This is a genomic window from Clostridium rhizosphaerae (assembly GCF_016765585.1).
Taxonomy (GTDB): Bacteria; Bacillota; Clostridia; order Clostridiales; family Clostridiaceae; genus Clostridium_AT; species Clostridium_AT rhizosphaerae.
The window spans coordinates 405002-426203 of sequence record NZ_JAESWC010000014.1 but is presented as its reverse complement, the minus strand read 5'-3'; the positions used below and the strand labels follow the sequence as shown (position 1 = coordinate 426203).

Below are 21202 nucleotides of genomic sequence, written 5' to 3'. Positions count from 1 at the left end.
ACCATATGGATTATGATGTTCTTATTTTAGGAGGTGGAATAATAGGCTGTGCAGCTGCATATGAACTTTCGAAGTACAGCCTTAATATTGCACTTATAGAAAAGGACTATGATATAGCAGATGATGTTGCTCTTATAAACTCAGCTATTGTGTACGACGGAATAGAAAGCAGGGATACACTTGTAGCTAAGCTTGAGCGTATGGGAAATGAAATGTTTGATGACCTGTCTAATAAGTTTAATGTACCATTTAAAAGAACAGGCGGACTTATAATAGCAGGAAATGAAAATGAAGAAAAAGCATTGATTGAAATGTACGAAAGAGCCCTAAAAAGAGGAGTCCTAGATATAAGTCTTATAGATAGTAAAGAAATATATGAAATGGAGCCTAATTTCAATGGTAAAGCTGTAAAGGCAATACACTCCAAAAACCTTGGGGTGCTTTGTCCTTATGACTTGGCTATAGCTTATGCAGAAATTGCTTTTGATAATGGAGTTAATTTTAAACTTAATGAAGAGGTAATTGATATTGTTAAAATATCAAGAGGATTTAGAGTTGAAACTAACAAAAATAAATTTACCTGCAAGATGGTTATAAATACAACTCCAGGAAAAAGCTATAGTATAGATAACAGTGATAAAACTATACAAAGCAATGTGTTTTATCAGAAATATTTTATGCTTGACAGCACCTTTAAGGAGATTTATTCAAGTATACTGTTTACTATTAATGAACAAGGCGAAAGAGTTTATACTGTACCTTCTGTTCAAGGAAACACTATAGCGGCTTTAAATACAAAGGATAATCTTAAGTATAATGAAGCAGTTAACAAAGTTTCAAACCTTGTTAATGGGATTGTTGACGATAATATAACAAATTACTATCAAGCCTTATCTTATAAGAATGACGTACTTATTGATGACAGTTCTGTAGATAAAGGATATATAAAAATATCTGCAAAGCATTACGGAGAGGTTACTATGACTCCGGCTATTGCAAAAATAGTTTGTGAAACTATAGTAAGCAATATAAAATGTACTTTAAAAAAGGATTTTAATGATAAAAGAAGAGAATTTTATAGGTTTAGAGATTTATCCAATGAAGAAAGAAATCAATTAATTCAGCTGGATAAGAGATATGGAAAAGTAGTTTGTCTTTGTCAGCTTATTACTGAAGGAGAGATTATAGAAGCTATAAGAAGGCCTCTAGGAGCTCGTACAGTTGAAGGAATAAAGAGAAGAACAGGAGCAACTCTTGGAAGCTGCCAAGGCTCTTATTGCTTGAATAAGATAGTTTCAATACTAGCAAGAGAAACAAATAAAAAAATAACAGATATAGTTAAGGACTCTAAAAATTCTAGAATTATATTAAATAGAATTAAGGAATTCGATGGAGTGTAATTTATGAGTGAGCAGATAAAAAGTGATATTTTAACTACCTTAGTTAGAATTAAAGGTTCAAAATATAGTGTTGTGCCAGTTAAAAGCAGTAAGCCTATTGATAAAAAGCTTTGGATAGAATGTTCCAAAGCCTTGAGTCGAATTTATGTTGGTGCACCTATAAATATAGGAGATGTAGTCTGCAAAAATATTTTGAATACAGGAGTAGATATAATCTGTACAAAAAATATAACTAAGGAATAAATTAATAAAGGCAGGAGAGAAATAAATGCTAGACATAAGAAGAATAAGAAACAATCCGGATGAAGTAAAGAAGTTAATAAGCAGCAGAGGAGAGGTTTATGTTGCATACATAGATGAAATACTTCAGCTGGATGAAAAAAGAAGAGAACTTTTAGTACAGGTTGAAACTTTAAAAAGCAAAAGAAATCAAGTTTCAGCTGAAATTCCAAAACTTAAAAAAGCAGGTCAGGATGTAACTGAAGTTATGGCTGAAATGAAAAAAGTTGGGGATGAAGTTAAAGAGTTAGACTCTAACTTAGCTGAGATTGATGAAAAAATACAGAACATACTGCTTAGAATACCAAATACTCCAAATCCAAATGTTCCAGAGGGAAAGTCCGATGCGGATAATATAGAAGTTCGAAAATGGGGAGAGCCTTCAAGTTTTAATTTTGAACCAAAGGCACATTGGGATTTAGGTACAAAATTAGATATTCTGGATTTTGATAGAGCAGGAAAAATAACTGGTTCAAGATTTACTGTATATAAAGGTTTAGGAGCAAGGCTTGAAAGAGCTATAATAAATTACTATTTAAATACTCATATAGATGTAGCTGGCTATACAGAAATACTGCCTCCACTTATGGTTAATAGAAAGAGTATGACAGGTACAGGACAGCTTCCTAAATTTGAAGAAGATGCTTTTAAGATTACAGGAACTGATTATTTCTTAATACCTACAGCAGAGGTTCCAGTAACTAATCTATATAGTGATGAAATATTAAGCGGTGAAGAGCTGCCTATAAAACATGTAGCTTATAGTGCCTGCTTCAGATCAGAAGCTGGTTCAGCAGGAAGAGACACAAGAGGTCTTATAAGACAGCATCAATTTAATAAAGTTGAGCTTGTTAAATTTACAAAACCAGAAGAATCCTATAATGAGCTTGAAAAACTTACTAATGATGCTGAAAGAGTGCTTCAGGGGTTAGGTCTTCCTTATAGAGTAGTTAGACTTTGCATGGGAGATTTAGGCTTCTCATCAGCAACAACTTATGATATTGAAGTTTGGATGCCAAGCTATGGAAGATATGTTGAAATATCAAGCTGCAGCAACTTCGAAGACTTCCAGGCAAGACGTGCAAACATCAGATACAAGGAAACTCCTAAAGATAAACCTCAATACATTCATACACTAAATGGATCAGGAGTTGCTATAGGAAGAACAGTAGCTGCAATACTAGAAAACTTCCAACAAGAAGACGGCAGCGTTATTGTTCCTGAAGCTTTAAGACCTTATATGGGCGGAGCAGAAGTTATTAGGTAGTTAATAATTAAGAATGAAGGGGATGTCTCAAAACAGCATAAAACTACCGCGTGTTATTTGAAACCTATAGAACTTTCGCTGTAATGTTCCTAATGTTTCAAATAACACGCTAAGTTTAGTTGTTTTGAGACAGTCCATTTAATTCTTCATTTTTAATTGTTCATTACAATTTTTGCTATAAAAATTTTTAATAAAAAATGTTGACACGTTAAAAAGTCTTTGTTATAATAAACCTTGTCATTAGACGTGGAAAGATGGTCGAGTTGGTTTAAGGCACCGGTCTTGAAAACCGGCGTACGGGTGACCGTACCTAGGGTTCGAATCCCTATCTTTCCGCCATTTTAATATTTTTGGAGATGTACTCAAGTGGCTCAAGAGGACGGTTTGCTAAACCGTTAGTAGGGGTAACTCTAGCATGGGTTCGAATCCCATCGTCTCCGCCACAAAGGCACCTAACTTAGTTTAGGTGTTTTTAATTAAATTTAATATGCGATAGTAGCTCAGTTGGATAGAGTAGCTGGCTACGAACCAGTTGGTCGGGGGTTCGAATCCTCTCTGTCGCACCAGAAAGCATCAAGGGTTGAACTAATTCAATTCTTGGTGCTTTTTTATTTCAATGGAAATTAGATTTAAATAAAAATATTTTTTAAAATTTTGTGTATAAGTTGCTTTTTAACAGGTAATATTATATAATATAAGTGCAAAAGTAATGTTTGAGGCGTTTGTCGGAAGTGCCTGGCTAACAAAAAACCGAAAAAAGTTTGAGGTGTTTGTCGGAAGTACCTGGCTAATAAAAAACCGAAAAAAGTGAATTTGTAAGGAACATCGTTACGATGTTCCTTTTATTTTATCGGGGTGATGGTGAATGGATGCAGTAAGTAAGGAAAGCTGTACTATTATCTATGTTAGATTGGACAAGCAATATTTTAAAGATAACTCACATTTTATAGAAATGTTAGATCCTAATGATCCAGTAGAACAGAACAAAAGAATGTATTTGTTTTTAAGTGTTATTTATGAAAATAATACTCTTCTAGTACCCTTAAGAACTGAAAATGAAGGGGAGAGATCATTTGGTATCATAGGTTATTCTGTACCCTCAAGCACAAGACCCAATGCAGGCCTAGATTATAGGAAAATTTTAGTAGTCAATGATAGCAAATATGTAATGCCTTTGGAAAATGACGGAGTATCAAGTAGTCAACAAAGAATAATACGTGAGAACTATTCGACAATATGTAATCAAGTTATTGCTTATGTTAAAGGTTATGTAACTGCTGCAATAAAAAAACGTGAAAGAAGAGAACCAAAGTATTGTTTCTCTACACTACATAATTTTCATAAGGAATTAGGTGTTATTGAAGGTAGAAAGAAACGAAATGAGAAGAAAGAAAAAGTTTTGGACAAGATAGAAGTATGATAAAAATGATAAACTTCGCTTGTTAATGAAAAAAAATTTTATGTTCAAATGATGTGTTAATTTAATAAAAGTAAAATAATTAAAAAGCTCTCTAATTTTAGAGGCCACTGAAAAAGCTAAGTTTTTTCAGTAAACATTGAATTAAGTTTTAAAGGAAGCACGAAATATTTCAGCATTTTATGAAATACTTCGTGCTGTTTTCTTTTTTGTATATTTTAGAGCACTCGTGTTTTCGTTTCCACTAGCATACTAACACCAATATGGATTGAAGATTATTAGTTATTTAATATTCAAAAATGCTATAATTAAATAAATGGACATGTTCTAAAATAATAAAGAGTCTTTGAATAATTATATATTAACTATTATTATATAAAACATTTTTAGGAGGAGGTTAAATGAACTCAAAAATTACAACAGAAGCAATTGAGATATTAAAAAAATCAATTGAAGAGCTAGAGTCTTCTAAAGGAAGTGTATTATCAGGTGTTCAAAAATTATCCCGTGCTGCTCAAATACTTAGTAATGAAAAAGTTGTTATATGGTGCGAAATACAGTTAGGTAACTCAAAATATACTGAAGTATTAGAAAAATATTTAGATACTTTAATTGCAATAAATAAGAAAAAGAGTGAAGCTACTGAGAAGTCTTGTAAAGAGGCTGAAGATAATCTTATTGAACTTGGCTTAATTAAGGCTGAACATTATTCATTAGATGAGCTAAATGCAAAAGCAGCTAAATCAGGTGGTGGATATATAAATATAGGGTTTGTAGAAGAAAAATATGCAGACTTAGTACGTAGGAAGACAGGCAATGATGGAACTTATTACAAGTCTAACCTGAATAATCATCTTAATTATGTTAGAAAAGCTGCTCATAACAGGGCTACCTTATTATACAATAGTTTAGCATTTAGTGATGATCTTCAAACTAGTTTTGATATATTAAAAAATCAAATTGATGATAAATTATTAGATTTAAATCCAGAATTGGCTGAAAAACTTATGATAGCTTTTAAAGGTGTAGCTAACAATAATTCAGAGGAGTGGTCTCAATCTCTTACTACATGCAGAAGATTTATTGAAAATCTAGCTGATTTTTTATATCCTCCTAGAGAGGTACAGAAGAATGATAGACAACTTGGTCAACAACAGTACATTAATAGGATTTGGGCGTTTATGGATGAAGCTATAAAAAGTGAATCGAATCGTGAGCTTGCGAAATCGCATGTAGATTTTTTAGGTGCTTACCTCCAAAAAATTCATAAATTATCTAATAAAGGTGTACATGCAAGCTTAAGTAGAGTAGAGGCTATTAAAACAGTATTTCATACATATTTAATGGTAGCAGATATCTTGGAATATCTGGATGAAGATATGATTAATAAAGATGATGTATTGAATATTCATGTTGCATCTTTAGATGAGTTACAAAGCTTTTTAGATATTAGCAAAAATGCAGCAAAAGAAATAGTTAAACTTAGAGTACAGAAAGGTAAATTAGATCCAAGTGATTTATTAACTATCAGAGGTATAAGTACAAAAACAGTTTCTAAAGCAGAGGAGATGTTTTCATTTGTAGCTATTGATTAAGAGTTTGATATGATCAACTTTAGAATTGAGTGAGATACCCGTACTAGTGCATAGGAATATGTTTGTTTTTATAATTATAGAATTGATTTAAACAGTATATTTGGGTGTTGCGTTGATATGAAAAGTTACGAGTGAAGCTCTGAATTATATAATATGGATCGGTAATTTATTAATATATGTAATTGGGAATGTAATTATGGTAACAAATAAGATTTTATTTAATATCGTTGTTTTTCCCCAGATAGTCGTAGTTTACATAGGAGTATGTAATTATAGAAATTTAATAAACTTAATTGAAAAAGAAGTTATATGTCTAGGTTCCAGTTGGTCGGGGGGTCGAATCCTCTCTGTCGCACCAGAAGTTATTAAAAATATAGGGTTTACAGAAATGTGAAGCTTGTATTTTTTATTTTTTGGCATAATATTTCTATATAAAAAAGAAAAATAATTGGGAAATAATTGATATATGGTTATTAGTATTAGCGAAATAAATGATAATAGATTGAAATATAAAAAATCATGCTATATAATATAAAAAATATTTGATATAAGATATAGATAAACAATACGTAAACTTAACTTACAGACAATAAAAACAGCAAAGCTTCAATGCTTTTTTATTGTCTGTAAGTTAATAGTTGAAGTTGTTTATCTATATACACAATTTTATGATAGAAAAGTTGGGTGAATATGAATATAAAAAGGAGAATACACAAAAATTCTTTGGTATTTAAGCTTTCAGCAGGAACTGCAGTAGTAATGATAATTCTTTTTGCGGTGTTAATTACAAGTAACCTCTATTCATTGTATGTTGTAAGAACTAATACCATCAATTCTGCTATGAGTGAAATGAGAATTCACATCCGCGATATAGATAATTCTTTAAATAATGCGGTAAATGATTTAAATGAAGTTGCTATGAATATTGATGATATTACGGCTTTAAGAAGCAGTAATGAGTCGGAAAGGTACTTTTCCACAATGAGGTTATCAGATATTTTATCTGAAAGAATAAATATAAGTAGAACTACGGATGCATTAGCTATATATAATCATGAGCATGGAATATTATTGTTTAGCAACAGCAGCAGACTTTCATCACAAGAGAAGATTTCAGCAACTGATGTTATAAGGGCCGGATTAGCAAGTCAGAACCATAAACTTAATGATTTGTGGTCAACCATTGAGATTGATAAAAAGAACTTTTTTATTAAAGCATATGATTTTTCCGGAATTACAATTATTTCTTTAGTTAAGGCAGATACATTGATGGCTTTAGCTAACATAAAGGGTCTTAGTACAGATGAACAGATAGTTTTAACTGATAAAGCGGGCAATTCCTTAGCTAGGTCAGGGAATATGAGCCTTTCAGATATAAAATTTCCCTTAAAGAATGGCCAGCAAGTAGTAAATAATTTAGCAGGTAAGTATCTAATGGTTTCAACAGATTTAGATTCAAGTTATGCTAGGCTTTCTACAATAGTAAAAGAAAAAAGCGTATTGCTTGGACTTGGATATATTCAATGGGTTATTGTCATTTTAGGTATTATATCTATATTTTTGATGCCATATATTATTAATTATTTGAATAAGGAAATTATAAAACCAGTAAGAGCATTGGTTGTTGGTACAAGACAGCTTGAACAGGGAAATCTGGATTATCAGGTTGAAGATAAGGGGAGTTCATTTGAATTCCAAACCTTGAATAATTCCTTCAATTCTATGGCGAAAGAGATTAAAACTCTGAAAATAAGTGCTTATGAAGAAAAGATTGAATTGCAGAAGGCAGAGCTGAAGTACCTTCAGATGCAAATAAGACCTCATTTTTTCTTAAATGCATTAACAACTGTACATAGTTTAACATATAAGGATAAGAATGAGGATATTAGAAAGTTTATAGATGCCCTATCGAAGCATTTGAGGTATATGTTTAAAGGTGGACTTAACATGGTGCCGATAAATGAGGAAATAGAGTATATTAAAAATTACTTTTGTATGCAGGAAATTAGGTTCCCCAATAGTATTTTCTATGTTTTTGATGTTGAGTCATCTATGGAACAAGAACAAATACCACAATTTATTATTCATACCTTTGTAGAAAATTCATTTAAGTATGCAATGACACTAGAAGAGCCGCTTTCTATTTTTATTAAGATAAATAAAGATACTTTAGATGGAGAAGACGCTGTGAAGATTGTCATAGAAGATAGTGGTGAGGGGTTCCCTCAAGAGGTTTTAGATAAAGTTAACAACTCTGATGATACAAATACACTTGATGGTTACAGAATTGGAATTGCTAATATAAAAAGGACGTTATCATTATTGTATGGCAAAAATAATCTTTTAAAAATTTCAAATGTGGAAGCCTTAGGGGGCAGGGTTGAAATAATGATTCCTACTCAGAAAGGGGATAAAAATGAGACTGATAATAGTTGAAGATGACTTGCTCACAGCAGAAGTAGTACGTGATTCTATTAACTGGGGTGTGTTTGGAATACATGATGTTCAAATGGCTCATAATGTTACGGGTGCCCAAAAGCTCTTTGAAGAAAATATACCTGATATTGTTATCTGTGATATCGAGATGCCAAAGGGCTCTGGATTGGACCTTTTAAAATGGGTTCGAAGCAATAATTATAAAAGTGAATTTATATTTTTGACAAACCATGAAAACTTTCAATTTGCATCAACAGCATTGGAATACAATGCTATAAGTTATATAACAAAACCTTTTAATATTGAAAAGACAGAGATGGCTATTTCAAAGGCAGTTGATAAAATTAGAAAGGAAAATCACCTTCAGCAATATAGTGAATATGGACAATACTGGCTTGAAAATAAAAAGCTTATAGTAGAAAGCTTTTGGAGAGATATATTATTTTTTAATATACCGCCTGAACAAACGGCAATAGCAGAGGAAATAACAAAGAGAAAACTTTTACTGAATATAGATGAGTTATATCATTTAGTGCTGGTCAGTGTAATAAAATTTGAAAATCAGGGGGATGAACCTAATGATCAGACCTTTGAATATGCTTTAAAAAAGCTTTCATCAGAAGTTATACTTGGTGAATTGGATTTCGAGCATACAATTTATTATGTTACTGACAGAAATCATTATGTTGCCGTTCTCCTAGCTGATACATTTTCTGATGAGCAGATAAAGGATAAATGTGCAGAGTTTATTGAAAACTGTAAAAAATATTTGAAATATGCTGCAGTATGCTATATTGGCAATAAGACTACAATAAATGCGTTAGCTAAAAATAGAGTGAAGCTGGAGGAAATGGATCAGAATAATTTTATATTAAGAAATAATGTTTTATTTGAAAGTGACGTTGAAACTCTTAATCTTAAAGGTCAATATGCCCTCGATACAGATACACTTAGAACCATGTTTGAAAAGAGGGAGAAGATTCAAATTGTAAACTTTTTAAAGAGTGAGCTAGAATTATTAGTTGCAAAGAATAGTTTGGATGGTTCCACTATGTATTCAATTCATCAGGATTTTATGCAAGTAGTATATACTTTTTTGCATAAGCAAGAAATACAGGCACATAATCTATTTTCCGATAAAGTATCCCAAAAACTAAACCAAAGAGCGGATAATTCAGTATTTGATATGTTGAAGTGGGTACATTTTGTTACAACGAAGACAATTGACTATGCAGAAGAGGTAAGAAAGTCGGATAGTATTATAGATAAGGCTAAGAAATATATACAAGAACACTACAAAGAGGAAATCACAAAAAATGATGTAGCAGCAAGTGTTTTTCTTACACCGGACTATTTGGCTAAAATGTTTAAGGCAGAAACAGGTGTAGTTATTAAAGATTTTATTAATAATTGCAGAATTGAAAAAGCCAAGGAGCTGCTTAGAAACAGTGATGCTAGTGTTAGTATGATTGCTTCAGAGGTAGGCTTTGATAATTTTTCATATTTCTCCACTATCTTTAAAAAGTTAACTGGGGTTAGTCCACAGTCGTTTCGTAAAGAGGATGAAAGGTAAATTTCGTCCTCTTTTTAAAATTGCTTAAAATTGAAAACTCATCACTTGTTTTTGAAAGCGTTTACCCGGACTAAGAAATTATAATAGAAATATAGTAAAAACTAAATAATATAAAATATAAAAAGAACAAGGGGGATTCATATGAAAAGGTCAAAAAAACTTCTTAGTGCTTTAATGGCAGTGACTCTTTGTGGCTCAGTATTTACCGCTTGTAGCAAAAGCTCACAGGATTCAACAGACGGCAAAAAAGGCGAGCCAGAAGAAATAGTTTACGCTTTTACAACATTTAATAAGGTTTCAGAGGACTTGGGAACTGTAGAAAAAGCTATAAATGATATCACTGTTCCTAAAATAAATGTAAAGGTTAAACTAAAGCCTATGGCTATTTCAAACTATACTCAGCAGGTTAATTTGGCTATACAAAGTGGAGAGCAGCTTGATGTATTCCATACGCTAGGTGATTTAAATCAATATATTTCTAAGAATGAATGTGCTCCACTTGATGATCTACTTAATAATTATGGTAAAGACACAAAACAGATTGTAGGAGATGCTTTCTTAAAAAGTACTCAAGCTAATGGAAAAACTTATGCTATTCCAGCATATAAAGGCTATGCTCTTGCCCCTGACTTGGTATATAGAACTGATATAATGAAGGAACTTGGAGTTTCTCCAGATAGCATCAAAACAATAGCTGATTTAGATGCACTTTTTGCAAAAGTAAAGGCTAAGTACCCAAATATGATTCCGATTGCACCAACAAATCAAGGATTTTCAGGTGTTTTATCAACATTAAATGGTGTTGATTATCTTACAGATGATTTTATGAAACCAACTGCTGTATTGATTGGTGATAATACTAAGGTAGTTGATTTCTATGAAACAGATCTTTTTAAAGAAAGAGTAAAGTTAGCTAGAGATTGGTATAACAAAGGATATATTATGAAAGATGCAGCTACCTCAGCAACTTTAGCTACAGAACTTATTTCTTCAGATAGATGCTTTTCATATATAGCAAGCTACTCAGGAAAAGAAGCAGGAGCTCAAATTTCAGCAACTACAGGAAAGCCAATAGATATGATAAGAATAGATCAACCATATTTATCAACTACAAGTGTAAATGCTGTAAGCTGGGCAATATCTGCTAATAGTAAAAAGCAAGAAGCAGCAATGAAATTCTTAAATTTAACTTATTCTGATAAAGCTGTTGTTAATTTACTTATATACGGAATAGAAGGACAGGACTATGTTAAAGTAGATGCTGACCACGTAAAGTATCCAGAAGGAAAAGATCCAAATTCAGTACCTTATACTGCTCAACTTAGCTGTGGAATTATAGGAAATATGTTCAATCAATATGCAATGCAAGGTCAAAGCACAAATGACCTAAAGCTTATGGATAGTGAAAATAAATCTTCTGCTAAATCAAAGGCATTTGGATTTACTTTTGACAGCTCACCAGTTAAAACTGAATATTCTTCAGTTATGAATGTAATAAATCAATATTTACCTGGATTAAACTGTGGAAGTTTAGATCCTGATAAGGAAATTCCAAACTTCGTTAAGAAGCTAAAAGAAGCAGGTATGGATAAGATAGTTGCAGAAAAGCAAAAGCAGCTTGATGCATGGCTTGCTAAACAAAAATAAATATAAATTTTGTGAAGTGAAGTGTTTTTTAAACCTTCACTTCCTTTATAAGGTGGGAAGGAAAGTGAATATGGAAAAAGGTATTAAAAGAAAAAAAGCTAAAAGTTCATTGCCTTTATTGATGCTTACAATTCCAGGATTACTTTATCTGTTAATAAATAATTATATTCCAATGGCAGGAGTAATTATAGCATTTAAAAATCAAGACTTTTCAAAAGGAATTTTTGGAGGCAAGTGGATTGGGTTTAAAAACTTTGACTTTTTATTTAAGACAAAAGATGCTTGGATTATGACAAGAAATACAGTTTTATATAATCTTGCATTCATTGTTATAGGTACAATTTGCGCTATAATAGTTGCAATATTAATGACAGAATTAACTAAGAAGACAATATCAAAATTTTATCAAAATGCACTAGTACTACCAAGTGTTATTTCTATGGTAGTTGTATCTTATATTGCATTTTCATTTTTAAATTCAGATTCAGGACTTATAAATAAATCAATTTTACATCTCTTAGGAATGCCGGAAATTTCATGGTATTCAGAGCCAAAATACTGGCCTGTTATATTAATAATTGTTTTTTTGTGGAAAAATACAGGTTATGCATCAATAGTTTATATGGCAAGCATCGCAGGTATGGATAAAAGCATTTATGAGGCAGCCAAGATTGACGGAGCAGGAAAGCTTAAACAAATTACAAGTATTACATTGCCTTTACTAAAGCCTACAGTAATTATTATGACGCTTATGGCTGTAGGTAGGATAATGGCTTCAGATTTTGGGCTTTTCTATCAGGTGCCAATGAATTCAGGTGCATTATATAGTACTACTCAAACAATAGATACCTTTGTATATCGTGCTATGATGCAGCTAAATGATACAGGAATGGCTGCAGCTTCAGGTTTATATCAATCTATTGTTGGGTTTATTTTAGTAATTGTGGCTAATGGAATTGTTCGAAAACTAGATCCGGAAAATTCATTGTTTTAGGAGGTTAAAGTCCTAGATGGACTTTAACGGGTAATCTGGCGAGTGGTAACGAGCTAAGATAGATTACCCCATGTTCCGACTATAAGGAGGTAAGAGTCCTAAATGGACTTTTACGAGTAATTTTCGAGCGGAGCGAGAGTTCTAAATTACTCAGTGCTTCCGACTATAAGGAGGTTAAAGCCCTAAATGGGCTTTAACGAGCAATTAGCGAGCGGGAGCGAGTAATCTTTAATTGCTCAGTGCTTCCGACTAAAAGGAGGAAAGAAAATGGAGGAATTAAAAACTCGTGGAGAAAGGGCGTTTAGTATTTTTGCAGCAACAGTAATAACTGTACTAGCTCTATTATGCCTTGCACCATTAATTTTGATTTTTATTGCATCATTTACAAAAGAAAGTTATTTAGTAGCTAATGGCTATAGTTTTTTTCCTAAAGCTCTGAGTCTTGATGCCTATTATTACATGGTTTCTCAATCTAAAATAATTTTGAGAGCTTATGGTGTTTCAATACTTGTTACCGGAGTTGGTACTTTTTTAAGTATTATCATGACTGCTATGCTGGCATATCCACTATCAAGAAAAGATTTTAAGTATGGAAAAATTATTTCTTTTATTGTTCTGTTTACTATGCTTTTCAGTGGAGGTATAGCTCCAGCTTATATTATGTGGACAAGGGTTTTTCATATTAAAAATACAATATTTGCTTTGATGATTCCTAATTATTTAATGAATGCTTTTAATGTTTTTCTTATGACAAATTACTATAAGAATAATGTTCCTGATTCATTAATTGAGTCAGCGCAAATTGACGGAGCAGGCGAATTAAGAATATTTTTCAAGATAATGTTACCTCTTTCTACTCCTGCTATTGCAACTATTGGAATATTTACTGGACTAGCTTATTGGAATGATTGGATAAATGGATTATATTACATTACTAACCCAAAGCTTTTTGGAATACAAAATTTATTGGTTAGAATTATGGATAATATTCAATTCTTAAAGTCAGGATCCGCTACCAGTGCTGTAGGATCTGTAGCTATTCAACTGCCAAGTAATGCAGTTCGTATGGCACTAGCTGCAATTGGAATACTACCAATCCTAATAATATTCCCATTTGTTCAGAAGTATTTTATAAAGGGTGTTGTTGTTGGAGCTGTTAAGGGATAAAACATTTAGCAATTAAAATCATGAGGAGGTTATATTATGAAAGTAAAACAAATTATAGATGAAATTATTAATAAATTTGGAGGAATTAAATTTGAGCATACTTGTGATCAGCTTATGAGTGGAAGTTTTGACACAGAAGTAACTGGTGTTGTAACTACATTTATGGCTACTGTAGATGTTATTAACCAGGCTATAGATTGTGGAGCAAACTTTATCATTACTCATGAGCCAACATATTATACAGGACTTGATAAAACAGAATGGATTGAAAATGATCCTGTATATATAAAAAAGAAAAAGCTGCTTGAGGATAATGGTATTGCAATTTGGCGTTTTCATGACCATATGCATGCTGCGCCAACAGATTTGATATATGACGGATTATTAAAAGAGATAGGATGGGGAGATTACTTGATTAAAGGACTGCAATTTCCTCATTGTTATGAAATACCTGAAATGTCCTTAAAGGAATTAAGCGACTTTTTTAAAGAAAAATTAGAGATGGATGTGATTCAAATCGTTGGATCACCTAATACAAAATGTAGACGTGTAGGAATTTTAGTTGGTGGCGGAAGTCTTGGACTAGGAGTTGAAGAAATGCCTATGAAACTTATGAAAGATCAAGATTTAGATGTTATGGTTTGTGGTGATATTACAGAATGGACTTTATGCCCATACATCCGTGATGCGGCAGCACTTGGTATGAATAAAGCAATGCTTGTACTAGGACATGAGCGCAGTGAAGAAGCAGGTATGAAATATATGGCTGAATGGCTGGCCCCTATGGTGGCTGGCACTCCTGTATATTTTATAGATGCAAAAGAACCTTTTAGTTATTTGTAAAATTTAAAGGATAACAGAGATTTGTAAGAGAAAAGTATACATTATCTGATAATTATTCTATAAGAGGTGTTTTATTTATGTCATATGAAGATAAAGTTTTGCCTGAACTATTGCCAATGCTGCATAGTAACGTAATATTTGATTTAAACAAAGATTTAGTGATGATGAGGAACCTCAAACAGCCAGCTTTAGAAAAGTCCCCTCATGTATTGACAGTTACTCGTATGATTAAAGGCCCGGAATCACAATTGCTGGTTAAAATTTATGAGCCAAAGCATAGAAAGAATGAAAAACTCCCTGCACTATTTTGGATTCATGGCGGTGGTTATGTACTTGGTCATCCTGATGGTGATGATGGACTATGTGAGTGCTTTGTAAATGAAGTAAATTGTGTTGTAGTTTCAATTGATTATAGGCTGGCACCAGAGCATAAATATCCAGCAGCAATTGAAGATTGCTATGCAGGATTAAAATGGACAGCTGATAACAGTGAAGACCTAGGAATAGATGCTTCGAGAATAGCAATTGCAGGGGCTAGTGCTGGAGGCGGATTGACAGCAGCTCTTGCTTTGATGGCTCGTGATAAAGGAGAACCTAAAATATCATTTCAAGCTCCCTTATATCCTATGTTAGATGACCGTAATGTAACTCCATCAAGCTATGAGATTAATGAAGAGAATTTACCGGCAGCATGGAATAGGGAAGCTAATATAGTTGCATGGAATATGTATTTGGGACAAAATGCTTCAGCTGAAGTTTCACCTTATGCTGCTCCGGCTCGAGCTAAGGATTTGACTGGGCTTCCACCAGCATATACTTTCATAGGACAGTTGGACCCTTTTAGAGATGAAACAATAGAGTATGTTGCACGACTAGCTCAGGCTGGTGTACCGGTTGAATTTCATTTGTATCCTGGATGCTTTCATGGCTTCGATTCAATTATTAATAATGCGGAGATTAGTAGGCGAGCCAGAGGAGAGTTTATAAATGCATTAAAGAGAGCTTTGAATAAGCAAATATAAGAAGGAGTATATAAAAAATGGCTTTTTTACAGGTGAACTTTTATTCAAAAGCATTAAAAAGACTAGTTAATTTTAATGCTCTTGTACCAATAGATACTTTTGAGATACCAGGTCAGGAGAGGATTGATAGAGGACCAATGAAGTCCATTTACCTTTTGCATGGCTACTCAGGAAATCATATGGACTGGGTTTCTGGTTCTAAAATTCAGGAATTATCACTAATTCATAATGTAGCAATATTTATGCCTTCTGGAGAAAACAACTTTTATATAGATGATGTTGATAGGGGAGCGTTATATGCTGAATATGTTGGAAATGAGCTAGTTGAATTTACACGCAAGATGTTTCCGATTTCAGATAAGAGAGAAGATACATTTATAGGTGGATTGTCTATGGGAGGATATGGCGCAATAAGAAATGGATTAAAGTACTCTCATAATTTTAGCCGTATTATAGCATTATCTTCTGCCCTCATAACTCATAATATTGCTGGAATTCCTGTTGACTTTAAGGATTCAATAGCTGATTATAAATATTATAGGAGTGTTTTCGGAGATTTAAATGAGCTTCTTGGAAGTGACAAAGATCCTGAGGCTCTAATTATTAACTTAAAGAAAGAAAATGCAGCTATACCTCAAATATATATGGCTTGCGGAACAGAAGACTTTTTGTTAAATGAAAATCGTAGTTATCATGATTTTCTTACTTCAGAAGATGTAGAACATACCTATGTAGAAGGACCTGGGGTTCATGATTGGAACTTTTGGAATGAGTATATAGAAAAAGCAATTCTTTGGGCATTAAAATAAAGTGTGGTGATTTATGAATGATTAAAATAATTAAGCTTTTTCCTGGTGGAAATAAAAAAGCTTTTACGCTAAGTTATGATGATGGAATTACTCAAGATAAGAAACTTGTTGATATATTTAATAAATATAAACTAAAAGCTACTTTTAACTTAAATTCAGGACTTCAAGGGATAGAAGGTTCTTTTGTTATAAATGATTTGCTCATAAAAAGGATGGATAGAGAAGAGATAACTCATTTATATGATGGACATGAAATTGCAATTCATGGTTTAAGACATCTTTCATTAATTGATATACCTAAGGAACTTATGATTGAAGAAGTTCTAGAAGATAGGAAAAATCATGAAAGGATGTATGGATACCCTGTTAGAGGAATGGCTTATCCTTATGGTACTTATAATAAAACTGTTTTAAAGGTGTTAGAAGCTCTTGGAGTAGAATATTCAAGAACAGTAAATAACCATAGGGGATTTAGTTTACCTTCAAATTTTCTAGAATGGAATCCTACAGCTCATCATAATGATGCTAATTTAATGAAGCTCGCCGAGAGATTTGTTGAAGGTGATTCTTTAGGAATGGAGCTTTTCTATTTGTGGGGTCACAGCTACGAATTCGATTTGGACAATAATTGGAACGTAATAGAAGAGTTTTGTGAGTATATAAGCAATAAGGACAATATTTGGTATGCAACCAATATACAGATAGTAGATTACCTTAATGCTGTGAACAACTTGAAGTTTTCTGCAGATTTTACTTCTGTATTTAACCCCTCAGCTATTTCAACATGGATAGAGTTAAACGGAACGAAAATTGAAATAAAACCAGGGGAAACTAAAAAGTTGTAAGGATGTGAGAGCAAATGCAATTAGAAGCGGATTTAGTCCTAGAATTAGATGTAGAAGTTGGAGAAGTTCAGGAGGTTGGAAAAACTCCAGAGGGTTTTTTGAGACTTATTCCAATCACAGGAGGAACCTTTAAAGGAACTAATATAAAAGGAAAAGTAATATCCGGGGGTTATGACTGGAATATAGCCTTAGATGACAACATGGCACATGTCTTTGCAAAATATGCTCTACAGACAGATGATGGTGTCTATATTTCTGTTGAAAACGAAGGATATTTAGATTCCAGAACACAAGACAGAGTTATAAAGACAAATCCTCGTTTTCAGGTAGCTGATGGTAAATACGACTGGCTCAGAAGCGGAGTTTTTGTTGGAAGCTTGGAGGCTGCAAAAACTGAGAAACCTGGTGTATGTATAAAGATTTATAGGATGAAATAGGCGATTAAAAGGAGGTTAAAGTCCTAAATGGACTTTAACGGGTAATTTGTGAGCGGCAGCGAGCGGGTTAAATTACCCAGTGCTTCCGACTAAAAGGAGGAATTTATAATGACTTTTGAAAAAAATAATCATGATATAAAGTGGACTGCTCCTAAGATTTCTGATTTTAGTACAATACAAAAAGGGGACATGCCAGCGGATAAAATTGTTATAAATGAAGGCAATGTAGATAAGGCAAATGTTATTTTTCCAGAATTGCTAAGGTTTTTGAATCCAATATTGAAGGCACAGCCAAGTGAGAAGGCTGTTATTAGCGTACATGGCGGGTCAGGTGTTGGAAAATCAGAAATAGGTTCATTAATCGGATATTATTTAAATGATTTAGGAATAGGCAGCTATATTTTGTCCGGAGATAACTATCCACATCGTATACCTAAAGTAAATGATGCGGAAAGAATGCGTGTTTTTAGAGAAAATGGTATAAAAGGTCTTGTTCGAAAAGGTGAATTTACAAAGGAAAGAAATATTAAGCTTCAGGAATTGCAGGATCAAGGCAGTGATTCTAATCCTGAATTATGCAAGGAACTTCCATGGCTAGCTGTTTATCAGGAAGCAGGAAAGAGTGGACTTAGTAATTACCTAGGAACAAATAATGAAATAGATTTTAATGAAGTAAATCATATTATTGCTGAATTTAAAAATGGCGCAGAGAGCATAATGCTTAAACGTATGGGAAGAGAAGAAAAAGAACTTTGGTATGATGCCGTTGATTTTAGTAATGTGAAGGTTTTAGTCATTGAATGGACTCATGGAAATAACGATAATCTAGTAGGTGTAGATATACCTATATTACTTAACAGTACACCACAGGAAACCCTTGAACACCGCAGATCTCGTAATAGAGATGGCGGAACTGACAGTCCATTTACAATGATGGTGCTTAATATCGAGCAAAACTTATTGTGTTCACAGGCACATAAAGCAAAGATTATTGTAACTAAGGCCGGAAATGTAATTTCTTATGACGATTATCTTAAATTGATGAATGAATAATTGAAGGAGGTGAAGGACTATGTCCACAAGCACTTTAAATACATCAGAAAATAAGACTATTAAGGCAGGGCCTATGCTTAATGCATATCCTGATAGTATTGGAGGAACTTTAAAAGACATTGCTCTATTTATTAAAAATCCAAAGCTTAAAGATGTCTTTCAGTCCTTTTATATTCTACCAAGTCTTTTTAATACGGATTTAGACAGAGGTTTTTCCGTTATTAACTATGAGCTAAATGAAATGCTTGCTTCTTCAGAGGATTTAGAGGATTTAAAAGAATGTGGTATTGCATTTAAGTTTGATTTTATATTGAACCATGCTTCTGTGCTTTCAAAACAGTTTCAGGATATTATAAAAAATGGTGAGGCTTCTAAATATAAAGACTTTTTTATTAACTGGAACAAGTTTTGGGAAGGTCATGGAGAGATGACAGCTGATGGATATATACAGCCTGACCCAGAATTAATAAAGGATATGTTTTTTAGAAAACCTGGACTACCTATTCTTATGGTTCGTATGCCTGATGGAAAGGAAGTTCCTTACTGGAATACATTTTATCAAGAAGTTAAATATGAAAAAATCGATGCCCAAGATATTATGGCAGCTATAAATATCCAATATGCAACTTCAGATGCTATAGGGAGTTTAGTAAATGACTCACTTGATGCTAAGAAAAGACCTAAGGAAATAGACTTTGGCAGATTTGAAAAATACAAAGATAGTGTTGTAGAATTACTTGAATCAAGACGAAAATATTTAGGACAGATGGACTTAAATATTAAGTCACCGCTAGTATGGGAATTCTATGAGGATACCTTAAAAAAACTTGCTGGTTATGGTGCGGAAATAGTGAGACTGGATGCATTTGCATATGCACCTAAAGAGACAGGAGAAAAGAATTTTTTAAACGATCCAGGAACATGGGATTTGCTCGAGGGTGTTAGGGAACTGGCAGATAAATATGGTCTAGTGCTTCTTCCTGAGATACATTCAAAATATGAAGAAAAAATTCATGAAAAAATAGCCGAAAAAGGATATATGACTTATGACTTCTTTTTACCTGGATTAATTATTGATGCCTTTGAGAGAAATACAAATGAGACTTTACTAGCATGGATTAATGATATTCAGAAAAAAGGAATTAAAACAGTAAATATGTTAGGCTGCCACGATGGCATACCATTACTTGATTTGAAGGGATTATTGCCTGATGAGCAAATAGAAACCCTTATTAAAACTGTGGTTGAAAGAGGCGGCTATGTGAAGGATCTGCATGGTCAGAAAAATATGTATTATCAAGTTAATGCCACTTATTTCAGTGCATTAGGTGAGGATGAGCAAAAGCTTCTCCTAGCTCGTGCTATTCAGATGTTTATGCCCGGAAAGCCACAGATATGGTACTTAGACCTTTTTGCTGGCAAAAACAACCACGAGGCTGTAGAAAAAGCTGGCTCTGGCGGACACAAAGAGATTAACCGTACGAACCTTTCATTGGAACAAATTGAAGAAGGATTAGAGAAAAAAGTTGTTCATGAACAGCTTGAACTTCTTAGATTTAGAAATACTTGCCCTGCATTTGGATTTGATGCTAAGTTAACCATATTACCATCTGAAGCACATATTTTAAAATTGCAGTGGGAAAACAATGGCTGTAAAGCAACACTGGAAGCTGACTTGAAGAATTACAGTTATAAAATTAGTAAACTCCTATAATATGAACCAGTTGCTCGAGAGTTCGAACCCTCTCTGTCTCACCACAAAAACCCTAGAAGTTGTAATGCTTCTAGGGTTTTTTGTCGTCCATAAAATTAATTTGCTGATCATCCCTTCATATCCAATAATCAGCCTTTATGCAATCAGCAGCAATAGATTTCTCATACTTATAAAAGATTATAAAAATAAAAAAATGATATTTTTAATACTTTAAATGAAAAGCCTTCACATTCTGCATATTTATGTTTGTGACAGTAAGTCATAAAAATTCAAATTGGAGGTGAGAATTATTATAAGCGGTGTAAGATTATGCAGGTTAAAGGCTGGGCTTGAAACCAGCGAGGCAGCAGAGCTGCTTGGAATAGCTAGAGGTACTTTGTATAAGCTTGAACAAGGATATTTATATCCAAGCATTAAGCTGTTAAATCGGATGAGAAAGCTATATAAATGCTCAGCTGATGAGATTCTTAATGGGCTGAATATGAAAGAATCTTCAAAGGTTTCTGAGTGCGGTAAATGAAGTTCCATGTGGCTATTCTTTGTAAAAGAGACTTCTATAACTAATCCTGACGGCTCCATAAGGATAACTAAGACTACTAAGGTAACAGGCGAGGGGCAGATGTACTTTATAAATAAGTTTCAAGATAGTATGTTGAGCTAAAACAAAAGGAGGCTAAAGTCCTAAATGGACTTTAGCGGGTAGT

Annotated in this window: 18 protein-coding genes, 3 tRNA genes and 1 pseudogene; all 22 read left to right on the top strand. The window is 33.0% G+C overall.

The genetic code is table 11. The annotated features are described in order from the left end of the window. Window positions 1–5: 5 nt before the first annotated feature. Window positions 6–1400, top strand: coding sequence for an NAD(P)/FAD-dependent oxidoreductase (locus tag JK636_RS18130; protein WP_202750380.1), 1395 nt, complete (start codon window positions 6–8; stop codon window positions 1398–1400). Between the two features lie 24 nt (window positions 1401–1424). Next, window positions 1425–1643 (top strand): annotated as a pseudogene (locus JK636_RS18125) (DUF1667 domain-containing protein); the annotation flags it as partial. Between the two features lie 25 nt (window positions 1644–1668). Continuing rightward, window positions 1669–2946: a serine--tRNA ligase gene (gene serS / locus JK636_RS18120; RefSeq protein WP_202750378.1), complete on the top strand. Its 1278-nt coding sequence runs from the start codon at window positions 1669–1671 to the stop codon at window positions 2944–2946. Between the two features lie 248 nt (window positions 2947–3194). Then, a tRNA-Ser gene (locus tag JK636_RS18115) sits at window positions 3195–3285 on the top strand. 13 nt (window positions 3286–3298) lie between these two features. Continuing rightward, window positions 3299–3389: transfer RNA gene (locus tag JK636_RS18110), tRNA-Ser, on the top strand. 46 nt (window positions 3390–3435) lie between these two features. Next, a tRNA-Arg gene (locus tag JK636_RS18105) sits at window positions 3436–3512 on the top strand. Window positions 3513–3811: 299 nt separating this feature from the next. Continuing rightward, complete coding sequence (locus tag JK636_RS18100) at window positions 3812–4366, top strand: hypothetical protein (protein ID WP_202750377.1); 555 nt, start codon at window positions 3812–3814, stop codon at window positions 4364–4366. Between the two features lie 398 nt (window positions 4367–4764). Next, a complete protein-coding gene (locus JK636_RS18095; RefSeq protein ID WP_202750376.1) occupies window positions 4765–5958 on the top strand; it encodes a helix-hairpin-helix domain-containing protein in 1194 nt (397 codons plus the stop codon). Window positions 5959–6648: 690 nt separating this feature from the next. Then, window positions 6649–8394, top strand: coding sequence for a sensor histidine kinase (locus tag JK636_RS18090; protein ID WP_202750375.1), 1746 nt, complete (start codon window positions 6649–6651; stop codon window positions 8392–8394). Then, window positions 8375–9967 carry a helix-turn-helix domain-containing protein gene (locus JK636_RS18085; protein ID WP_202750374.1) on the top strand — a complete coding sequence of 531 codons (1593 nt, stop codon included), beginning with the start codon at window positions 8375–8377 and terminating at the stop codon, window positions 9965–9967. The genes JK636_RS18090 and JK636_RS18085 overlap by 20 nt, the downstream gene beginning before the upstream one ends. A 141-nt stretch (window positions 9968–10108) precedes the next feature. Further along, window positions 10109–11614, top strand: a complete 1506-nt coding sequence (locus JK636_RS18080; RefSeq protein WP_202750373.1) for an ABC transporter substrate-binding protein — start codon at window positions 10109–10111, stop codon at window positions 11612–11614. 70 nt (window positions 11615–11684) lie between these two features. Next, window positions 11685–12608 carry an ABC transporter permease gene (locus tag JK636_RS18075; RefSeq protein WP_202750405.1) on the top strand — a complete coding sequence of 308 codons (924 nt, stop codon included), beginning with the start codon at window positions 11685–11687 and terminating at the stop codon, window positions 12606–12608. A 267-nt stretch (window positions 12609–12875) separates the two neighbouring features. Beyond that, a complete protein-coding gene (locus JK636_RS18070; protein WP_021655592.1) occupies window positions 12876–13775 on the top strand; it encodes a carbohydrate ABC transporter permease in 900 nt (299 codons plus the stop codon). A gap of 36 nt (window positions 13776–13811) precedes the next feature. Next, window positions 13812–14618, top strand: coding sequence for a Nif3-like dinuclear metal center hexameric protein (locus JK636_RS18065; RefSeq protein ID WP_202750372.1), 807 nt, complete (start codon window positions 13812–13814; stop codon window positions 14616–14618). Between the two features lie 77 nt (window positions 14619–14695). Continuing rightward, the gene (locus JK636_RS18060; protein WP_202750371.1) at window positions 14696–15640 is read left to right on the top strand and encodes an alpha/beta hydrolase; all 945 of its coding nucleotides are present in this window, start codon (window positions 14696–14698) and stop codon (window positions 15638–15640) included. A 17-nt stretch (window positions 15641–15657) separates the two neighbouring features. Beyond that, window positions 15658–16449 carry an alpha/beta hydrolase gene (locus tag JK636_RS18055; RefSeq protein ID WP_202750370.1) on the top strand — a complete coding sequence of 264 codons (792 nt, stop codon included), beginning with the start codon at window positions 15658–15660 and terminating at the stop codon, window positions 16447–16449. 17 nt (window positions 16450–16466) lie between these two features. Next, on the top strand, window positions 16467–17294 hold the full coding sequence (locus JK636_RS18050) for a polysaccharide deacetylase family protein (RefSeq protein WP_202750369.1): 828 nt from the start codon (window positions 16467–16469) through the stop codon (window positions 17292–17294). 14 nt (window positions 17295–17308) lie between these two features. Further along, complete coding sequence (locus JK636_RS18045) at window positions 17309–17731, top strand: DUF3237 domain-containing protein (RefSeq protein WP_202750368.1); 423 nt, start codon at window positions 17309–17311, stop codon at window positions 17729–17731. Window positions 17732–17839: 108 nt separating this feature from the next. Further along, entirely contained in the window at window positions 17840–18784 is a 945-nt protein-coding gene (locus JK636_RS18040) for an adenylylsulfate kinase (protein WP_202750367.1), read from the top strand. A gap of 19 nt (window positions 18785–18803) precedes the next feature. Continuing rightward, window positions 18804–20498 carry an alpha-amylase family protein gene (locus JK636_RS18035; RefSeq protein ID WP_202750366.1) on the top strand — a complete coding sequence of 565 codons (1695 nt, stop codon included), beginning with the start codon at window positions 18804–18806 and terminating at the stop codon, window positions 20496–20498. A gap of 280 nt (window positions 20499–20778) precedes the next feature. Continuing rightward, window positions 20779–21018 carry a helix-turn-helix transcriptional regulator gene (locus JK636_RS18030; RefSeq protein ID WP_338025797.1) on the top strand — a complete coding sequence of 80 codons (240 nt, stop codon included), beginning with the start codon at window positions 20779–20781 and terminating at the stop codon, window positions 21016–21018. A gap of 6 nt (window positions 21019–21024) precedes the next feature. After that, window positions 21025–21159, top strand: coding sequence for a phage antirepressor KilAC domain-containing protein (locus JK636_RS18025; RefSeq protein ID WP_202750365.1), 135 nt, complete (start codon window positions 21025–21027; stop codon window positions 21157–21159). The last annotated feature ends 43 nt before the right edge of the window (window positions 21160–21202 follow it).